Consider the following 18,635-nt stretch of genomic DNA (forward strand, 5'->3'; position numbering starts at 1 on the left):
CCATATTCTATATGTTTATTGATTATACTTTTCGTACATGAGTTTTACCGTATTGCCTATTTGTTCTCTCAACCATTGGGGAGAAAGTACTTCCACAAATGCACCCATCGAGAGAATTTCCTGCTGAAAATCTAGAGTCGGACAGATGTGATATTCAAACGTGCAATATCCATTTGATGAATCTTTTTCTGTTTGGGTGTGATGCAAGGGCAAGGAACGGAGGTAATGTGCATGCCAATCGGTCACTCTCAATACAACAGTTTCCTCTGGAGTTTCATCTCCTGTAATAATCCCATAAGCAGTAGCAAAATGTTCTTTTGCTGAGAAATAAGAGGGTATTTTGAACTTCATACTTTCCTCTTTTTCTATCTCCAATATCCGGTCAAGTGCATAAATCAAAAGTCTGTCTGCTTGCACATTTCTTCCTAACAAATACCACCGTTGCTTAAACTGCTTGATGCAATATGGTTCCAATAAAATGACTTTCCTCGTATCCTGCCAAAACGCCTTATACTTTAATCGCAATGTTTTACCTTCTTTCATTGCTGAAATTATCGTTGGTAAGAAATCTTTTGATGGAGCATATTCTAATAGTATTCGTTCATGAAGAGATATACTATTCATCATCAGATTCCCAAGAGAGAAGGTCTCTATCAACCAGCTGTAAAAAGGATTATTGTCGATTCCATATGAAGTACTGATGTAGTATCTGTATTCTCCTCGTCCTTCATTCTCTATGTTAATTGCGAATAAATCTTCAATGGCAATACGCCACTTATGAAATGTACGTATGGAAAGCTCTATTCCTTCGCTGATTTCATCATTGAGCCATAATTCATTCAGTTCTTTAAATGTTAGCTTTTTATTCCTGCGAAGAGCATCCAGTAGCCAAATATATTTCCTAACCTGGTTGATAGCCATATATTGCCTCCTTTTATATTTTGCAAATATACAAAACTATGTATCTTCGATGCGTAAGTTTTTTATTTTCTCAGTAATAACGTGTGTACTCGAAGCGAATCAGATGATATAATCTCTCCATTTTATGACTATATATACGCTCTCTATAGAAATACTTTTGGCAGAAAGAATCTTTTTCACGACTATGCAGTTCCTCGTTATTTTTTTGAAGAGCAGGCTTAATCAACAAGTTTTTCTATATTTCTTAGATTCATAAGCTCTATTTGTTCTTCTCATCACCAAGAACATATTTCAAGAGAGTGATGCACAAGCAAAGCCTTTTCTAGCCAATGTCATTACCATTGCTGTCTGCTACTCCTGATTGGAGAATCTTACACACTTTTCAGACATTACCCATTCTCTTTGTCTTAATTTTTCACTACAAATATAAGAACTTTGGAACTTTAGAATAGTATCGCTTTATTTGACAAAAATGTGTTTAATTTAAGGAGCAGAAAAAACTTTTGAAAAAAAGAAGGTAGACTCCTTACTGAACTTCTTCCTCTATTCTGTGGAAACGAAAGGAAAATGTTGAGATTTTCTATAAAAATTATGATTAAAAAAATGGGAAGTGAGCTTTTTTCCGCTTATTCTGTTTAGAAATATAATAAAGATGTCGAGCTAGATCCTTATGGTATCTGATAATTTCTTTATTGTATTTTTATTTTCTCAGGAGGAAAATAAAATTTGTAGTATAGAAAATAAAATTTCTCCTTGAGAAATTAAAAAGCACCTTTTGAAGAGGTGCTTTTATTTTGCGTTATTTCCACGCGCAGATAATAATTTTATTTTTACGCGATTCTCATGGCTCTTAAAAAGAGAAAATTATAGACAAAAGTAGAGGTTTCTGCAAATATTAATCCATACGCGTGAACTATATTTATCTAATAACTTTTTACCACTTTCGATTTTTCCACAAATTGTTCAAATGTTCCCTCTGTTTTTCTTCTTGAGAGTTATCAGCAGGATGCCAAAATTGTTCAGATTTAATCGTATCTGGCAGATACTGTTGCTCTGCGAAATGATGTGGATAATCGTGCGGATATATATAGCCGTCATGATAGCCCAATTCAGCCATGAGCTGTGTAGGGGCATTACGAATAGGGAGAGGTACTGAACAATTTCCTGTTTCGTGAACTTTTGCAATGGCAGCATCTATAGCCAAATAAGCAGAGTTCGATTTTGGTGAATTGGCCAAATAGATGGTCGCTTCAGCCAAGGGGATACGTCCTTCAGGCCACCCTATTTTTGCCACAGCATCAAAAGCTGCATTAGCAATTAACAAAGCATTGGGATTGGCCAAGCCAATATCCTCAGCTGCACTAATGACAAGGCGTCGAGCAATAAATTTGGGATCTTCACCACCAGCTATCATGCGTGCCAGCCAATAGGTAGCTGCATCAGGATCACTTCCTCTGATGCTTTTTATAAAGGCAGATATTATGTCATAGTGCATCTCGCCAGCTTTGTCATAAGCCAGTGGGTTTTGTTGCAGGCGTTCTTCAATAACTTTATTATTGATGACAACTTTTCCATGGGGTTGTGCAGAACTTGTTACAAGATCTAGGATATTGAGAAGTTTTCGTGCATCTCCCCCACTATACCTTAGCAGAGCCTCTGTCTCCTGCAAATGAACGTCTAAATCTTGCAGATAGCTATCTGTTTGTAACGCTTGATGGATCAGCTGTAGGAGTTCTTCTTGTGAGAGAGTGTGAAGAACATATACTTGGCAGCGAGAGAGCAAAGGGCGAATCACTTCAAACGACGGGTTTTCTGTTGTAGCTCCAATCAGTGTGATGTCTCCTTGTTCCACAGCTGCCAACAAGCTATCTTGTTGTGATTTAGAAAATCTATGGATTTCGTCGATAAATAGTATAGGACTTTGTCCACCAAAAAAGCGATTTTTTTTGGCACTTTCAATAACCTCTCTCACATCCTTAACGCCAGAACTAACAGCTGAAAGAGTATAGAAAGCTACGTCTATCTTATTGGCAATAATCTTTGCTAAGGTGGTTTTTCCAACTCCTGGAGGTCCCCAAAGGATAAAAGAAGCAATATGCCCAGCTTCAATCATTTGACGAAGTATGGCTCCCTGTCCTACAAGATGTTTCTGTCCGATATAATCGTCCAACGTTGTTGGACGCAGACGTTCTGCTAATGGTTTCATTGCTCTATTTCAGATAATTCCAGCCATCTCATTTCTTTTTCTTCCAATTCCGTCTCAAGCTGTGGGAGGCGTTTGGACTTCTCTGTGAGTTCTTCAACACTCAATGTGCCACTACAAAGTGCGGCCTCTATATTATTTTTCTCTTGTTCAAGACATTTCAAGTCATGCTCAAGTTTTTCTAATTCTTTTTTTTCCTTGAATGTGAGTCTGCGACGATGAACACTTACATATTTCTTATTTGTTGTGATCTGTTCAGCTACTTGCTCTGGGGCATTCTCTGGCAATGCGGCCCATTGTCGATATTGAGAATAATTACCAGGAAAGTCGTCAATGATACCTTCTCCTTTGAAAACAAGCAAATGGTCCACTACCTTGTCCATAAAATATCGGTCGTGGCTTACAACAATAACGCATCCTTTAAAATTTTCAAGATATTCTTCTAAAATTTGCAATGTGGCAATGTCGAGATCATTAGTCGGTTCATCCAAAATAAGAAAGTTTGGATTCTGCATGAGAACAGTGCAGAGATAGAGTCTCCTGCGTTCGCCACCACTTAATTTGTAGACATAATCTTGCTGACGTTGTGGAGGAAATAAGAAGTGCGTAAGGAACTGCAAGGCTGAAAGTTTACGACCCCCGCCTAAATCAATATATTCCGCATATTGACGAACGGAATCAATGACCTTCATCTTGGAGTCAAACTCCATCCCTTCTTGGCTAAAATAGCCAAAACGAACTGTCTCTCCAATGCTAAAGCGTCCACTATCGGGTTTAACTTTACCTAAGAGCATTTTGATGAAGGTTGATTTACCTGTCCCATTATTTCCTATAATACCCATTTTCTCATACCTAGAGAAATTATAGTAGAAATTGTTTAGAATAACTTTAGGAGTAGGTTTCTCTGGTGTTCCTTCAAAAGTTTTTGAAACATATTCTGCTTCAAAAATTTTAGAACCTATATATCCGCTCTTTACTTCTAAGCGTGTGGCCTTTTCTTCTTGTCGGCGTTTTGCTTGTTGTTCTAATTCATAAAATGCTTCTTTACGATATCTAGCCTTTCCTCCTCGCGCTTGAGGCATTCGCCGCATCCAATCTAATTCTTTTCGGTAGAGATTCTGTGCTTTAGCAATATTTGCATTCGTATTCAATACTCGAGCATCTCTTTTCTCAAGATAATACTGATAATTACCATGATAAGTGTACATAGTTTCATCATCCAGTTCTAAAATGATAGAGCAAATACGATCCAGGAAATATCGGTCGTGAGTTACCATGAGTAGTGCTTTGGTATTACGTCGCAGATAATTCTCTAACCACTCAATCATATCTAGATCCAAATGGTTAGTTGGTTCATCTAAAATAAGCAAATCAGGATCTTCTAGAAGAACAGCTGCCAGTGCAACACGCTTTATCTGTCCACCGCTAAGTAATCCTATGGGCTTGTCGATTTCTTCAAGTTTTAATTGAGTGAGAAGTTGCTTTGCACGCAGTTCTGGATTCTCCAATGTCAGAGGAGCTTGAGAAAGGCATGATTGCAAAACAGACAGATTTGGGTCAAAATGAGGCGTTTGTTCAAGATAGCCCACTTTTATATCGTTACGATAAACAAGTGTGCCATCATCATAGTCTTCTTTTCCGCTTAATATATTGAGGAGTGTTGACTTTCCTGTTCCATTCTTGGCTATAAGTCCAACATGCTGTCCCTCACCTATAGAGAAACAAACATCATGGAAGAGTATGCGATCGCCAACAGACTTCTGCAAATTTTGGACATCAAGATATGTTATCATTTACGTATCTATTTGAAAAAGAAACACAGGAAAAGGATACTTAAAATCTGACGACAATCGTATTTCCTTTTCCCGTGTCTATATTAGCACAGTGCAAGATCTTAAAATAAAGTGTGATAAGATTGTTGACTCTGCGATTATATTCTTTTATCCGTTCATTGACATTAAGAATTCCTCATTGTTGCGTGTATTCTTCATGCGCTTTTGCAATTCGTTCATTGCCTCAACAGGATTCATATCTGCAATATACTTGCGAAGAATCCACATACGATTCTGTGTTAAATCGTCGAGCAACAAATCGTCACGGCGTGTACTTGAAGCTACTAAATTAACAGCAGGATAAACACGCTTGTTAGACAAGTTGCGATCGAGCTGGAGTTCCATATTACCAGTTCCTTTGAACTCTTCAAAGATAACTTCATCCATTTTCGAACCTGTATCAATCAAAGCTGTGGCAATAATTGTTAGCGAACCTCCCCCTTCAATGTTACGTGCAGCACCAAAGAACCGCTTGGGATGCTGAAGAGAATTGGCTTCAACACCACCTGTTAAGACTTTACCACTTGAAGGAGATACTGTATTATAGGCACGTGCTAAACGCGTAATTGAATCCAAGAAAATAACAACATCATGTCCACATTCAACCATGCGTTTTGCCTTGTCTAGAACAATATTAGCAATCTTAACGTGGTGAGATGCCGGCTCATCAAAAGTTGACGCAATAACTTCAGCATTAACTGTGCGTGCCATATCCGTGACTTCTTCTGGTCGTTCATCGATGAGCAGCATCATCATATATGTGTCAGGATGATTTTTAGCTATAGCGTTGGCTATGTCCTTCATCAGCCAAGTTTTACCCGTCTTAGGCTGTGCGACAATAAGTGCACGTTGTCCTTTACCTATTGGGCTGAATAAATCAACAACACGACAAGACATTGGGTCATTAGTTCCTGTGCAAAGCTTGAACTTCTCTTCTGGAAAAAGTGGTGTAAGGTGTTCAAAGGATATGCGGTCCCTTACAATGTCTGGATCTAATCCGTTGATTTTCTCAATACGTGCCAGTGCAAAAAATTTCTCTCCATCACGAGGAATGCGTACAGTTCCCTCTACAACATCACCGTTTTTCAATGAATTTTGGCGTATTTGTTGAACTGTTACATAAATATCATCAGGTGACGTAAGGTAATTGTAATCGGAAGAACGAAGAAAGCCAAAGCCATCAGGCATGATTTCCAAAACACCTCTTCCTTCAAGATATTCATCCTCAACACGCAAATCTTGTTGTTGTACTGCAGCAGAAGTTTCTGGGCGAGCAGAAGACAGAACAATAGGCTTTGCACTCTTCGATACGAGAGGATCATCTTTAAAGCGACGGAACTTAGTTGCTTGAATAGGTGCAACTTCAAAAGGATCATCGTATGTGGGATCATTATACAAAACAGGAACATCCTTTATAATAACAAAGGTTGCATCCTTATCTATATCTTTGGGCAATGCAGGAATGTCCATCGCTGGAGATTCTATATTTTGATCTATCTCGTTAAGAAGACTCTTTTCTTGATTCTGATGTTGAGAGTTAGGTTGTGGTTTAGCATTCTTTGATAGCTGCTCCTTAATCTTTGCAACATCAAGTTGGTCTGCTTTTATTCTTTCATCTTCTTCTGTCATGATAGATGAATTATTCATCTGTGCTGAAATAAAATCAGGAAGTTCTACTTCTGGAGTTGTTTGTGTTTTTGTAGATTTTTCTTCAACTCCATCACTAATTTGGGAAGATTCATCTAAAATATCTTCTTTTGGGGAAGAGGATCCTGTTACTGTAGTTTCACTCGGAGACTGCGCAACGGTTTCTGCTTCCAAGCTTACTTTTGAGGGGCGTCCTCTCTTACGTTTTGGAGTCGTTGGAGTTGCTTCATCAAAAAGAGATGGCTGCTCTGCCTTTGGAGGAGTTTTTTCTTCCAATTTTGTAGCTTTACCACTTTTGTTGGCAGTATAGACAGCTTCTCCATCATGTTTCACAATACGCTGGCGACGACGAGGAGAATCTGAACGCTGTTCTGATTGCTGAATAGCTTGAGCGTCTATAATACCATAGATGATTTCTTGACGATTGCTGCTATTTTTGTTTTCAGAGTTCAGTTCTTCTGCAATAGCTCGCAATTGAGAATCATCCATAGCTGCGAGCTGTTCCATTGAATAAGAAGGCATAAAATATTGTATTTTTTACTTCTGCGGACATTAAGTACAATCTCTCACACGGAAAGATTTTGTTTAAGCAGAATTTTATTAGTATAAACGTTGGATAGTTGTTGGGGATTACCCAATCAAAAGGATAGAATGCTAGAAACATTTTCCAGCCAAAACTATTTAGTGTTGCAAAAGTAGAAAAAGTTTTTGAATCAACCTTATTTGAAGAAAAAAAAGATAATAACTCTTCTGCTTTTATTCAGATTACATGATAAAAGAAAAGTCTCTCTTAGAACGTTCTAAGAGAGACTTAATATTTAAATTTTATATGATATTTCCTTACTTTTTATTGAGAGCAAGATCAACATTAACAGCACAAGCAACTGTACAACCTACCATAGGGTTATTACCAATGCCAAGGAAGCCCATCATTTCAACGTGAGCTGGTACAGATGAAGAACCTGCAAACTGAGCATCGCTATGCATACGGCCCATGGTGTCAGTCATACCATAGGAAGCAGGACCTGCTGCCATATTATCAGGGTGTAAAGTACGTCCCGTACCACCGCCAGAAGCTACAGAGAAATAAGGCTTATTAGCAAGAATACGTTCCTTCTTATATGTACCAGCTACTGGATGTTGGAATCGAGTAGGATTAGTAGAGTTACCTGTAATAGATACATCTACCCCCTCTTTCCACATTATAGCAACACCTTCACGCACATCGTCTGCACCATAGCAGTTTACAGCTGCACGAGGACCATCACTATAGGCTATACGACGAACTTCTTTCAATTCACCTGTGTAATAGTCAAATTGAGTTTGCACATAAGTAAAACCATTTATGCGACTAATAATTTGTGCAGCATCTTTACCAAGACCATTCAGGATACAACGAAGAGGTTTATCAGCAGGTCTAGACTTATTTGCCATTTGAGCAATTTTTATTGCGCCTTCAGCCGCTGCAAAACTTTCGTGACCTGCTAAGAATGCAAAACATTGAGTTTCTGGACTCAAAAGACGTGCACCTAATTTTCCATGGCCAATACCAACCTTACGATCATCAGCAACAGAACCTGGGATACAGAACGCTTGTAGACCTTCACCAATATATTCAGCAGCTTCTACAGCATCTTTTGCTTTTTCTTTCAAAGCAATAGCTGTACCTATAACGTAAGCCCATTTCGCGTTCTCAAAGCAAATCATCTGCGTTTCTTCGCAGGTTTTATAAGGATCTAAGCCTGCTACATCACAAATTTGGTTAGCTTCTTCAATATCTTTAATGCCGTGTTTATTGAGTGCAGCAATAATCTGCTTGATACGGCGGTCCTGACTTTCAAATTTTACTTCTCTAATCATTTGTTTGGTCCTCCTAATTAGTCTTTACGTGGATCAATTGATTTAACTGCGCCCTGCTCTTCTGTAGTGCGACCATAACATCCAGTCACACTTTTGAGAGCTTCGTTGGCATCAACACCCTTCTTGATTGCATCCATAAATTTACCCATATGAACAAATTCATAGCCACAAACTTGGTCGTCTTTATCAAGGAAAATCTTAGTGATGTAACCTTCTGTGAGTTGGAGGTAACGAGTGCCTTTCACTTTGGTGCCATAAAGAGTGCCGGTCTGACTGATGAGCCCTTTACCAAGATCTTCTAGACCTGCTCCAATTACAAGACCGCCTTCTGAGAACGCACTTTGAGTACGGCCATAGACAATTTGCAGAAAGAGTTCGCGCATAGCTGTATTGATAGCATCGCAAACAAGGTCTGTATTAAGGGCCTCAAGAACAGTCTTACCAGGAAGAATTTCACTTGCCATTGCAGCAGAATGCGTCATACCTGAGCAACCGATTGTTTCTATCAAGCACTCCTCAATTACGCCATCTTTCACGTTAAGAGACAATTTGCAAGCACCCTGCTGAGGAGCACACCATCCTACACCATGGGTCATACCGCTGATGTCTTTAATCTCTTTGGCTTGCACCCATTTCCCTTCTTCAGGAATGGGAGCTGGGCCATGGTTCGGGCCTTTAGCCACGATACACATGTTCTTTACTTCTGATGAGTATTCCATTAATAGTAAATATAAAAGTGTTACTTTCCAAAATTGTTATGGCACAAAATTAAGTCTTGCATTCGGAAAAGACAAGTTTATTTTAATTTTTATATTATATCTTTGCGCTATAATCTATAATTGTATGGAAAAGGTAACATTGCGTTTCTGCATTTTCTTTATCGCATTCAGTATGTCGATTGTGTTTCTTCATGCTCAACGCACACAAGTATTGAAGAATGACATAAATACAGTGATAATCTCTACTGGAGGTAATTCTCATGCGTTACCAGTAATACGTCTTGGTTCATCTGACCAGTTTGAGTTAACTTTCGATCAAATGTCTAATGAGTACCATCGCTATCTTTATAGAATAATACACCTCGATGCTGACTTCAAAAAGTCAACAAGTTTATTTGAGAATGATTGGGTTGAGACTTCTGCAGAATGGACAGTAATAGATGACTATGTTGAAAGTATGAACACTATTACTAATTACACCCACTATCGAATTAGGATACCTAATAATAATGTACAGCCCTTGTTAAGTGGCAACTATAAATTAGAAGTTGTTTTAGATGAAGATGGTACACTAACTCCAGCACTGAATGCTTACTTTTTTGTTATTGATTCAAAAGTAAATACCATTCTTGATGTGACAACCAATACAGACATTGATTGGAACGCTACACATCAACAAGTCCGGATGTCTATTGATACGCGTCAACTAAATATACAAGTACCAGAGGAAGAAATACGAACTATAATCCTTCAAAACCATCGCTGGGACAATGCCATTTGGAATCCTAAACCTGATTATATAAGTGGAACAATTCTAGAATGGAGACACCAACAAAGCCTAATCTTTGACGCAGGGAATGAATATCGTCGCTTTGAAATACTTTCCACTCAATATCCAGGAATGGGGATAGATAATATAAGATGGTCTGGTTCTGAATATATGGCAAATTTATTAACAGCAAAACCGAGGCGTAATTATATAAATGATCAAGATAGAAACGGACAAATCGTTGTTCGAACGCAAGACAATAACGATGCTGCCTCACAAAGCGAGTATGTATGGGTAAATTTTAGTCTTAAAATGCCTGAGTTGAAAGATGCCGATATTTATATTTGCGGTGATTGGACATATGATTGTTTTTCACCCAGATATAGACTCATCTATGATGAATTTTCACAAGCTTATCTCAAAAGTATCTTCTTAAAAACAGGTTTTTACAGTTATTTATATCTTACTGTTCCCCATTCACACAATAAGGGATTTACTGGCCCTGTTGAGGGAAATTATTTTCAAACAGAAAATGAGTATACAGTACTGACCTATTATCGTAGAGTTGGCGATCGTTATTGGCAACTCGTAGGTTTGTCGGAAATTTCGTATGATAAAAAGCTATTAAATCAATAAGTAAAAGTACATGATAAATATCGTTTTTTTAGATGGTTTCACGCTAAATCCCGGTGATTTAGATTGGCATTGCTTTGAAAAAATGGGACGTTTCAAGGTTTATGATCGTACAGATATCACTGAAGTTATCCAACGATCAAAAGATGCAGATATTCTTATTCTAAACAAGACAAGATTAGGTGAAAAAGAAATACTTAAATTACCGCGATTACGCTTGATTTGCGTGGCTGCTACTGGATATGATGTAGTAGATGTAAATGCTGCGTCACGTAAAGGAATCGTTGTCTGCAATGCGGCAGGATATGGTACAACGGCGGTTGCTCAGATGGCTATCGCTCATCTTTTGAATATTACTAATCGAGTAAGTCATTATGCAGAGAAAAACCGCAATGGTTTTTGGAGAAACTCACCAGATTTCTGTTGCTGGAAAGAACCCTTAATAGGGCTTGAGAATAAGCGAGTAGCCATTGTTGGATTTGGTAGTATCGGGCAAAAAATAGCTGAAATGTTGCGCCCTTTTGGAGTTTGTTTGTTTGCAGTTTCTTCAAAAAAAGAATTACCTGCAGATGTCGATCATATCTCATTGGAAGAAGCTTTCCGCACCTGCGATATTGTTAGTCTGAATTGCCCGCTTACTCCCGATAATGAACATGTAATAAATTGGAAATTACTTGAAAAAGCTAATCCACACCTTATTCTGATAAATACTGCTCGAGGCCGTTTGGTCAACGATGAGGATCTGGCCAAGGCACTCAAAACAAACCGAATAGCAGCATATTGTGCAGATGTATTATCCGAAGAACCACCTTGTAACGACAATCCTCTCCTCCATCTACCAAATGCTTTTATTACACCACATATTGCATGGGCTACATTGGAGGCTCGTCAACGTATTCTTCGAATTGTTGGTCAAAATATTGAAACCTTCTTGGCAGGTAACCCTCAAAATATCGTCAATAAGTTGTAACTTCGTCGCAAAATTCAGAAGCAATGAATATAACGTTTGTCAACGTTTGCGATTTTATAGGAACCTTGGCCTTTGCCATTTCGGGTATTCGATTGGCATCGGCCAAACATTTTGACCTTTTTGGAGCCTATGTTGTAGGATTAACTACAGCTATAGGTGGTGGAACACTACGTGATGTAATGCTTGGTCTATCGCCCTTTTGGATGACGAACTCTTTTTATCTCATTTGCACTGCAATTGCTTTAGTGTGGGTAATCATTTTTCGAAAACTTCTTGTTCGACAAAACAACACATGGTTCTTATTTGACACTATCGGTCTAGCCCTCTTCACTGTCACAGGCATGGAAAAGACATTACAAGCAGGTTTCCCCTTTTGGACAGCAATCATCATGGGTTCTATAACAGGAGCTGGTGGAGGTGTACTTAGAGATGTCTTTATAAACGAGGTTCCTCTTATTTTTCGAGAGGAAATCTATGCACTAGCGTGTGTCATTGGAGGCTTTGGCTATTGGATATGTGCGCGATGTAACATTCCTCCACTCTACTGCTCTATTGTATGTGCATCTTTAGTTATTCTTATGCGCTTTTTGGCCGTTCGTTACAGACTTCATCTTCCCATATTAAAGGCGGAAGATGACAGCAAGAATACTCAAAACTAATCTTTTACTATAGAGTTCTTCTTAACATTTTACTAATATCTATATACAGATTTTGGTATTTCAAACATTGCAAGATTATATTGTCAGCAAGGAGAAATAAGGATTTATGTGTAAAATTCCTAACTTTTATTGCCGCTTCAACCTTTTCGACTTAACTTTGCAATACAAAGCTAAATTTCTATATGGAATCACTGAAGCATGAATGTGGCGTAGCATTAGTACGCCTACTCAAACCTCTAGATTATTATCAGGAGAAATACGGCTCTTGGCAATATGGATTGAGTAAACTCTACCTGATGATGGAGAAGCAGCACAATCGTGGCCAAGAAGGCGCCGGATTGGCTTGTGTTAAAACTTTGGCAGAGCCAGGGGAAGAGATTATCTACCGTGAACGGGCAATGGGGACTGGTGGTATTTCTCAGATATTCTCTGCTGTACGGCAGCGCATGGATGAATATTCAGCTGAACAGCGTCAAGATATGGATTTTGTAAACCACCATCTTCCCTATGCAGGGGAGATTTATATGGGCCACCTTCGGTATTCAACTACTGGCAAGCGTGGCCTTAATTATATCCATCCCTTTATGCGACGTTCGAATTGGCGTGCCAAGAATCTCTGTATTTGCGCTAATTTCAACATGACCAATGTGCCTGAAATTTTTCAAACCATTGCATCTAAAGGGCAGCATCCTCGCATGATGTCAGATACTTATATTCTCCTTGAGCAGCTAGGGCATCGTCTTGATCGAGAAAGTGAGCGATGTTTTGAAGAGGCTAAAAAGTTAGGACTACAGGATAAGAATATCACGACTTATATTGAAGATCATATAGATCTCTCAAATATGCTTAAATTAAGTGCACCTGTTTGGGATGGCGGATATGCAATCATGGGGGTAACTGGAAGTGGAGAAACGTTCGTTATGCGCGATCCGTGGGGCATTCGACCTGTTTTCTTCTATAAAAATGACGAGGTATTCGCTGTTGCTTCAGAGCGTCCAGTTTTACAGACAACCTTTGATGTTGATAGAGAAGATATCGCTGAAATAAAACCAGGAGAAGCATTACTCTTGAATAAGCATTGTGAGTTGCGTCATATCCAAATACTTGAACCTCGTAAGTTTGCTGCTTGTTCCTTTGAACGTGTCTACTTTAGTCGTGGTTCTGATTGTGATATTTACCAAGAACGTAAAACGTTAGGAAGAAGCCTTGTACCTGCTGTATTGAAAGCTATCAATAACGAATTAGATAACACTGTTTTTTCTTATATCCCTAATACTGCAGAAGCAGCCTATTATGGCATGATTGAAGGATTTGAGAACCATCTCAATAGTTTAAAGACTAAGGAGATTGAGAACTTGATGAAGCTAGCGCTTTCTACAGAGGAATTCGAGCAAAAAATCCACAATATCCTTAATCGTCGCATTCGAGCTGAGAAGATTGCTTGGAAAGATATAAAAATGCGCACCTTCATTGCAGAGGGTAGCGCAAGAAATGATCTTGCAGCTCATGTTTACGACATTACTTATGGCTCACTAAAACCATATATAGACAATCTCGTTGTTATAGATGATAGTATTGTCCGTGGTACAACATTGCGCGAAAGTGTCATCCGAATACTAGACCGTCTTCATCCTAAACGCATTGTAATCGTTAGTTCAGCTCCTCAAGTTCGCTATCCTGATTTCTATGGTATTGACATGAGCAATATGGACGATTTTATAGCTTTTAGAGCAGCAGTAGAGCTACTGAAAGACCATAAAGAAACAGAACGTATCCATAATATTTATCTGCGTTGCAAAGAACAGTTACTATTACCTAAAGAAAAGCAAGCAGAGGTTGTGCGTACCCTGTATGAAGGATTCTCACAAGAAGAAATTAGTAACAAGATGGCAGAAATGTTACGTCCTGAAGGAGTTACTTGCGAAATAAAAATGGTATACCAAACTCTAGAAGGATTACACACTGCTTGTCCGGTTAGTCCTGGAGATTGGTATTTTTCTGGACACTACCCCACACCAGGAGGAATTATGCGCGTAAATCAAGCTTTCGTAGATTTCTACGAGCATAATTCTAATAAGTTTGACATTGATTAACAGCAATACTAAGATATGCGAAGTGTAACATTAGTACTCAGCGATGGGACAAAGTTCCATGGTAAATCTTTCGGCTACGAAAAACCCGTAGCTGGAGAAGTGGTCTTTAATACAGCTATGATGGGATACCCAGAGTCTCTTACTGATCCTTCTTATGCAGGACAGTTGATGACTCTGACTTTTCCTCTTGTAGGTAACTATGGTGTTCCCCCCTTTACCGTGGAGAAAAATGGCATAGCCACATTTATGGAAAGTGACCGCATTCATGCAAGTGCTATAATTGTTAGTGACTATAGCGAGACGTTTTCTCATTGGAATGCAAAAGAGAGCTTAGCAGATTGGCTTAGGCGTGAAGAAGTTCCAGGAATTTGCGGAATTGATACGCGCCAGCTTACAAAAGTTCTTCGCGAACATGGCGTGATGATGGGTAAGATTATCTTTGATGATGAGCCTACAAACATTCCTGAAGCTGAATACGAAGGTGTGAATTATGTAGCTAAAGTATCTTGCAAAGAAGTGACACACTACAATCGAGGTGCAGGAAAAAAGGTTGTACTAGTAGATTGTGGCGTAAAACATAATATCCTTCGATGCTTGATTGATCGCGGTGTTGAGCTCATACGCGTACCTTGGAATTATGATTTCAACAATATGGAATTTGATGGTCTTTTTCTTGCAAACGGACCTGGCGACCCAGACACGTGTGTGGAATCTGTAAAAAATATACAGAAATTCCTGACTAATCCTAAAGTACGTCCTTGTATGGGTATTTGCATGGGCAACCAATTATTATCAAAAGCTGCAGGAGCTTCTATCTATAAGTTGAAATACGGACATCGTAGTCATAATCAACCTGTTCGCATGGTAGGCTCTAATCAATGTTTTATTACTAGTCAGAACCATGGATATGCTGTTGATAGTACTACTCTTCCTCCTGATTGGGAACCATTATTTGTTAATATGAATGACGGTTCTAATGAAGGTGTAAAACATAAAACTAATCCATGGTTCTCTGCACAATTCCACCCTGAAGCTTGTAGTGGGCCTCTAGATACAGAATTTCTTTTCGATAAATTTATAGAACTCTTGTAAAATAGGTTTCTTTGTATGAAAGATAACATTCAAAAAGTATTGCTCTTAGGATCTGGAGCCTTGAAAATCGGTGAAGCTGGGGAGTTTGACTATTCCGGTTCACAGGCATTGAAAGCTCTTAAAGAAGAAGGTATAGAAACAATTCTTATCAATCCTAATATTGCTACGGTTCAAACCAGTGAAGGTGTTGCTGATAAGATCTATTTCTTGCCTGTGACTCCTTTCTTTGTTGAAAAAGTTATTCAGAAAGAAAAACCACAAGGCATTATGCTTGCCTTCGGTGGGCAAACAGCTCTAAACTGTGGTGTAGAACTCTATCGAAGTGGTATTCTTGAGAAATATAATCTAGAAGTTCTAGGTACTCCCGTTCAAGCCATTATGGATACAGAGGATCGAGAACTTTTTGTAGAGAAACTTGACGAGATTAATGTTCACACCATCAAGAGTCATGCATGTGAAAACATAGAAACAGCGAGAAAAGCGGCAAAAGAGTTGGGCTATCCTGTTATTATCAGAGCTGCCTACGCGTTGGGAGGGCTTGGTTCTGGATTCTGTGATAATGAAGAAGAGTTGAACAAGATTGCAGAGAAAGCATTCTCTTTCTCTCCACAAGTCTTGGTAGAGAAAAGTTTAAAAGGTTGGAAAGAAATTGAATATGAAGTTGTACGTGATAAATACGATAATTGTATCACAGTGTGCAACATGGAAAACTTTGATCCTCTAGGTATTCACACAGGAGAAAGTATTGTCATTGCTCCATCTCAGACCCTTACAAATGCTGAATATCATAAGTTGCGTGCACTAAGTATTAAGATTGTTCGCCACATTGGTATTGTGGGTGAATGTAATGTGCAATATGCTTTTGATCCTTATTCAGAAGACTATCGCGTCATTGAGGTAAACGCACGTTTAAGTCGGTCTTCTGCCCTTGCTTCAAAAGCTACTGGCTATCCTTTGGCTTTTGTTGCTGCCAAATTAGGTCTAGGCTATGGTCTCTTTGAGCTCAAGAATTCTGTAACTAAAACAACCAGTGCTTTCTTTGAACCGGCACTTGATTATGTCGTTTGCAAAATCCCACGGTGGGACTTAGGAAAATTCCACGGTGTAGATCGAGAGCTAGGTTCCAGCATGAAATCGGTGGGTGAAGTAATGGCTATAGGTCGCACTTTCGAAGAAGCCATCCAAAAAGGCATTCGAATGGTAGGCTTAGGGCTTCATGGATTTGTGGGAAACAAAGAACTTAAAATTGAAGATATTGAAGGAAGTCTTTCAGCTCCCACAGATAAGCGAATACTTGTTATCGAGAAGGCTTTCTTTGATGGAATGAGTGTTGATCGTATTCATGAACTGACTAAGATTGACAAATGGTTCCTTTACAAATTAGAGCACATCTTTAAAATTAACAAAGAACTCAAAGCTTGCCGAAGTATCAATAATTTAGATAACGAACTGCTGAAGACAGCCAAGATTTATGGCTTCACTGACTTCCAAATAGCGCGTGCTATAGGTATGGAAGCTGATATGGATATGGAGAAGGCAGTGCTCGTTGTGCGCGAGCGAAGAAAACAAGCAGGCATAGTTCCTTATGTTAAGCAAATTGACACACTCGCTGCTGAATATCCAGCACAAACCAACTACTTGTATCTCTCCTATTCTGCCGTCGCCCATGATGTACAGTTTGAAAATGATCATCGTTCTGTAGTAGTTCTTGGTTCAGGTGCTTATCGTATTGGCTCTTCTGTAGAATTCGACTGGTGTGGTGTTCAAGCCCTCAATACCATTCGTAGAAATGGCTATCGTAGTGTCATGATAAATTATAATCCTGAGACCGTATCTACTGACTATGATATGTGCGATCGTCTGTATTTTGATGAGTTGACATTTGAACGTGTCATGGATATTCTTGATCTTGAGACTCCGTATGGCGTTGTAGTATCTACGGGGGGGCAGATTCCTCAAAATTTGGCAATGCGCATGGATCAGCAAAACATTCCCATTTTGGGAACTCAGGCTAAATACATCGACAATGCTGAAGACCGAGAGAAATTCTCAGCAATGCTTGGACGCATCGACGTTGACCAACCAGAATGGAGTGCCCTGACCACAATGGAAGACATTCGCAAATTCATTGATAAAGTAGGTTTTCCCGTTCTAGTGCGTCCTTCTTACGTTCTCTCTGGCGCAGCCATGAATGTTTGCTCTAATGATGAAGAATTAGAACGGTTCTTGAAACTCGCGGCAAATGTATCTAAGAAGCATCCTGTAGTAGTGAGTAAATTCTTGCTCCATGCTAAGGAAGTAGAAATGGACGCTGTTGCAAAAGATGGTGAGATTATTGCCTATGCCATCAGTGAGCACGTAGAGTTTGCGGGTGTCCACTCCGGAGATGCTACCATCCAATTCCCTCCGCAGAAACTTTATGTAGAAACCGTTCGCCGTATCAAGAGAATTTCTCGTCAGATAGCACGCGAATTGCATATAAGTGGTCCTTTCAATATCCAATTTTTAGCAAAAGAAAATGATATAAAGGTTATTGAATGTAATCTACGTGCCTCACGTTCATTCCCTTTTGTAAGTAAGGTTCTGAAAATAAATCTTATTGAATTAGCAACTAGAGTAATGCTTGGCCTTCCCGTGGAGAAGCCCAATAAGAATCTTTTCGACTTAGATTATGTAGGCGTAAAGGCTAGTCAGTTCTCATTCAATCGTCTACAAAACGCTGACCCTGTACTTGGTGTTGATATGGTTTCAACGGGTGAAGTAGGTTGTATAGGTGAAGATTCCAGAACTGCACTACTGAAGAGTATGCTATCTGTTGGCTTAAGAATCCCCAAGAAGAGTGTTCTTCTCTCAACTGGCAATGGACTTCAAAAGGCAGATATGCTCACTGCATCACAGTTGTTAGCACAACGTGGTTATAATATTTATGCCACAAAGGGGACCAGTCAATATCTTACAGAAAATGGTATCAAGAACACTCGCGTATATTGGCCTACAGAAGAGGGCACACCACAAGTTATAGATTTGCTTCGCGAGAAGAAGGTAGATATGGTGGTGAATATTCCACGCGATCTCTCTAGCCGAGAAATCACCAATGGTTATCGCGTGCGTCGTACTGCAATTGACCTAAATATTCCACTACTCACAAATGCAAGGCTTGCTAGTTCTTTCATCCATGCATTTGCAACAGTAAATGTAGATGATTTAGATATTAAAAGTTGGGATGAATATTAATTC

General features: G+C 39.1%; 12 protein-coding genes. 6 read left to right on the forward strand and 6 right to left on the reverse strand.

Annotated features, from left to right (window positions below):
* Nucleotides 1-15 precede the first annotated feature (15 nt).
* The 6 genes from ACO4R2_RS04455 to ACO4R2_RS04480 all read right to left on the reverse strand — a co-directional run bounded on the left by ACO4R2_RS04455 (nt 16) and on the right by ACO4R2_RS04480 (nt 9,182).
* Entirely contained in the window at nt 16-921 is a 906-nt protein-coding gene (locus ACO4R2_RS04455; protein WP_484769342.1) for a helix-turn-helix transcriptional regulator, read from the reverse strand.
* 934 nt (nt 922-1,855) lie between these two features.
* Complete coding sequence (locus tag ACO4R2_RS04460; RefSeq protein ID WP_484769343.1) at nt 1,856-3,127, reverse strand: replication-associated recombination protein A; 1,272 nt, start codon at nt 3,125-3,127, stop codon at nt 1,856-1,858.
* Nucleotides 3,124-4,917, reverse strand: a complete 1,794-nt coding sequence (gene abc-f / locus ACO4R2_RS04465) for a ribosomal protection-like ABC-F family protein (RefSeq protein ID WP_484769344.1) — start codon at nt 4,915-4,917, stop codon at nt 3,124-3,126. The genes ACO4R2_RS04460 and abc-f overlap by 4 nt, the downstream gene beginning before the upstream one ends.
* Nucleotides 4,918-5,064: 147 nt before the next feature.
* Complete coding sequence (rho, locus tag ACO4R2_RS04470) at nt 5,065-7,125, reverse strand: transcription termination factor Rho (protein ID WP_484769345.1); 2,061 nt, start codon at nt 7,123-7,125, stop codon at nt 5,065-5,067.
* A 318-nt stretch (nt 7,126-7,443) separates the two neighbouring features.
* A complete protein-coding gene (locus ACO4R2_RS04475) occupies nt 7,444-8,463 on the reverse strand; it encodes a GGGtGRT protein (protein WP_484769346.1) in 1,020 nt (339 codons plus the stop codon).
* 17 nt (nt 8,464-8,480) lie between these two features.
* Entirely contained in the window at nt 8,481-9,182 is a 702-nt protein-coding gene (locus ACO4R2_RS04480; RefSeq protein WP_484769347.1) for an iron-sulfur cluster assembly scaffold protein, read from the reverse strand.
* Between the two features lie 124 nt (nt 9,183-9,306).
* On the opposite strand from ACO4R2_RS04480, the gene ACO4R2_RS04485 reads away from it, so the two are divergent.
* From ACO4R2_RS04485 to carB, 6 genes are all read left to right on the forward strand, one after another.
* Nucleotides 9,307-10,587, forward strand: coding sequence for a type IX secretion system plug protein (locus ACO4R2_RS04485; RefSeq protein ID WP_484769348.1), 1,281 nt, complete (start codon nt 9,307-9,309; stop codon nt 10,585-10,587).
* A gap of 10 nt (nt 10,588-10,597) precedes the next feature.
* Nucleotides 10,598-11,554 (forward strand): D-2-hydroxyacid dehydrogenase, encoded by a 957-nt coding sequence (locus tag ACO4R2_RS04490; RefSeq protein ID WP_311489997.1) that lies wholly within the window; start codon nt 10,598-10,600, stop codon nt 11,552-11,554.
* Between the two features lie 23 nt (nt 11,555-11,577).
* On the forward strand, nt 11,578-12,213 hold the full coding sequence (locus tag ACO4R2_RS04495; RefSeq protein WP_311489998.1) for a trimeric intracellular cation channel family protein: 636 nt from the start codon (nt 11,578-11,580) through the stop codon (nt 12,211-12,213).
* Nucleotides 12,214-12,395: 182 nt separating this feature from the next.
* Nucleotides 12,396-14,306: an amidophosphoribosyltransferase gene (locus ACO4R2_RS04500; RefSeq protein WP_311489999.1), complete on the forward strand. Its 1,911-nt coding sequence runs from the start codon at nt 12,396-12,398 to the stop codon at nt 14,304-14,306.
* Between the two features lie 15 nt (nt 14,307-14,321).
* Nucleotides 14,322-15,398, forward strand: coding sequence for a glutamine-hydrolyzing carbamoyl-phosphate synthase small subunit (gene carA / locus ACO4R2_RS04505; RefSeq protein ID WP_484769349.1), 1,077 nt, complete (start codon nt 14,322-14,324; stop codon nt 15,396-15,398).
* Between the two features lie 15 nt (nt 15,399-15,413).
* A complete protein-coding gene (gene carB, locus ACO4R2_RS04510) occupies nt 15,414-18,632 on the forward strand; it encodes a carbamoyl-phosphate synthase (glutamine-hydrolyzing) large subunit (protein WP_311490001.1) in 3,219 nt (1,072 codons plus the stop codon).
* The last annotated feature ends 3 nt before the right edge of the window (nt 18,633-18,635 follow it).

It is taken from the genome of Alloprevotella sp. (genome assembly GCF_057240785.1).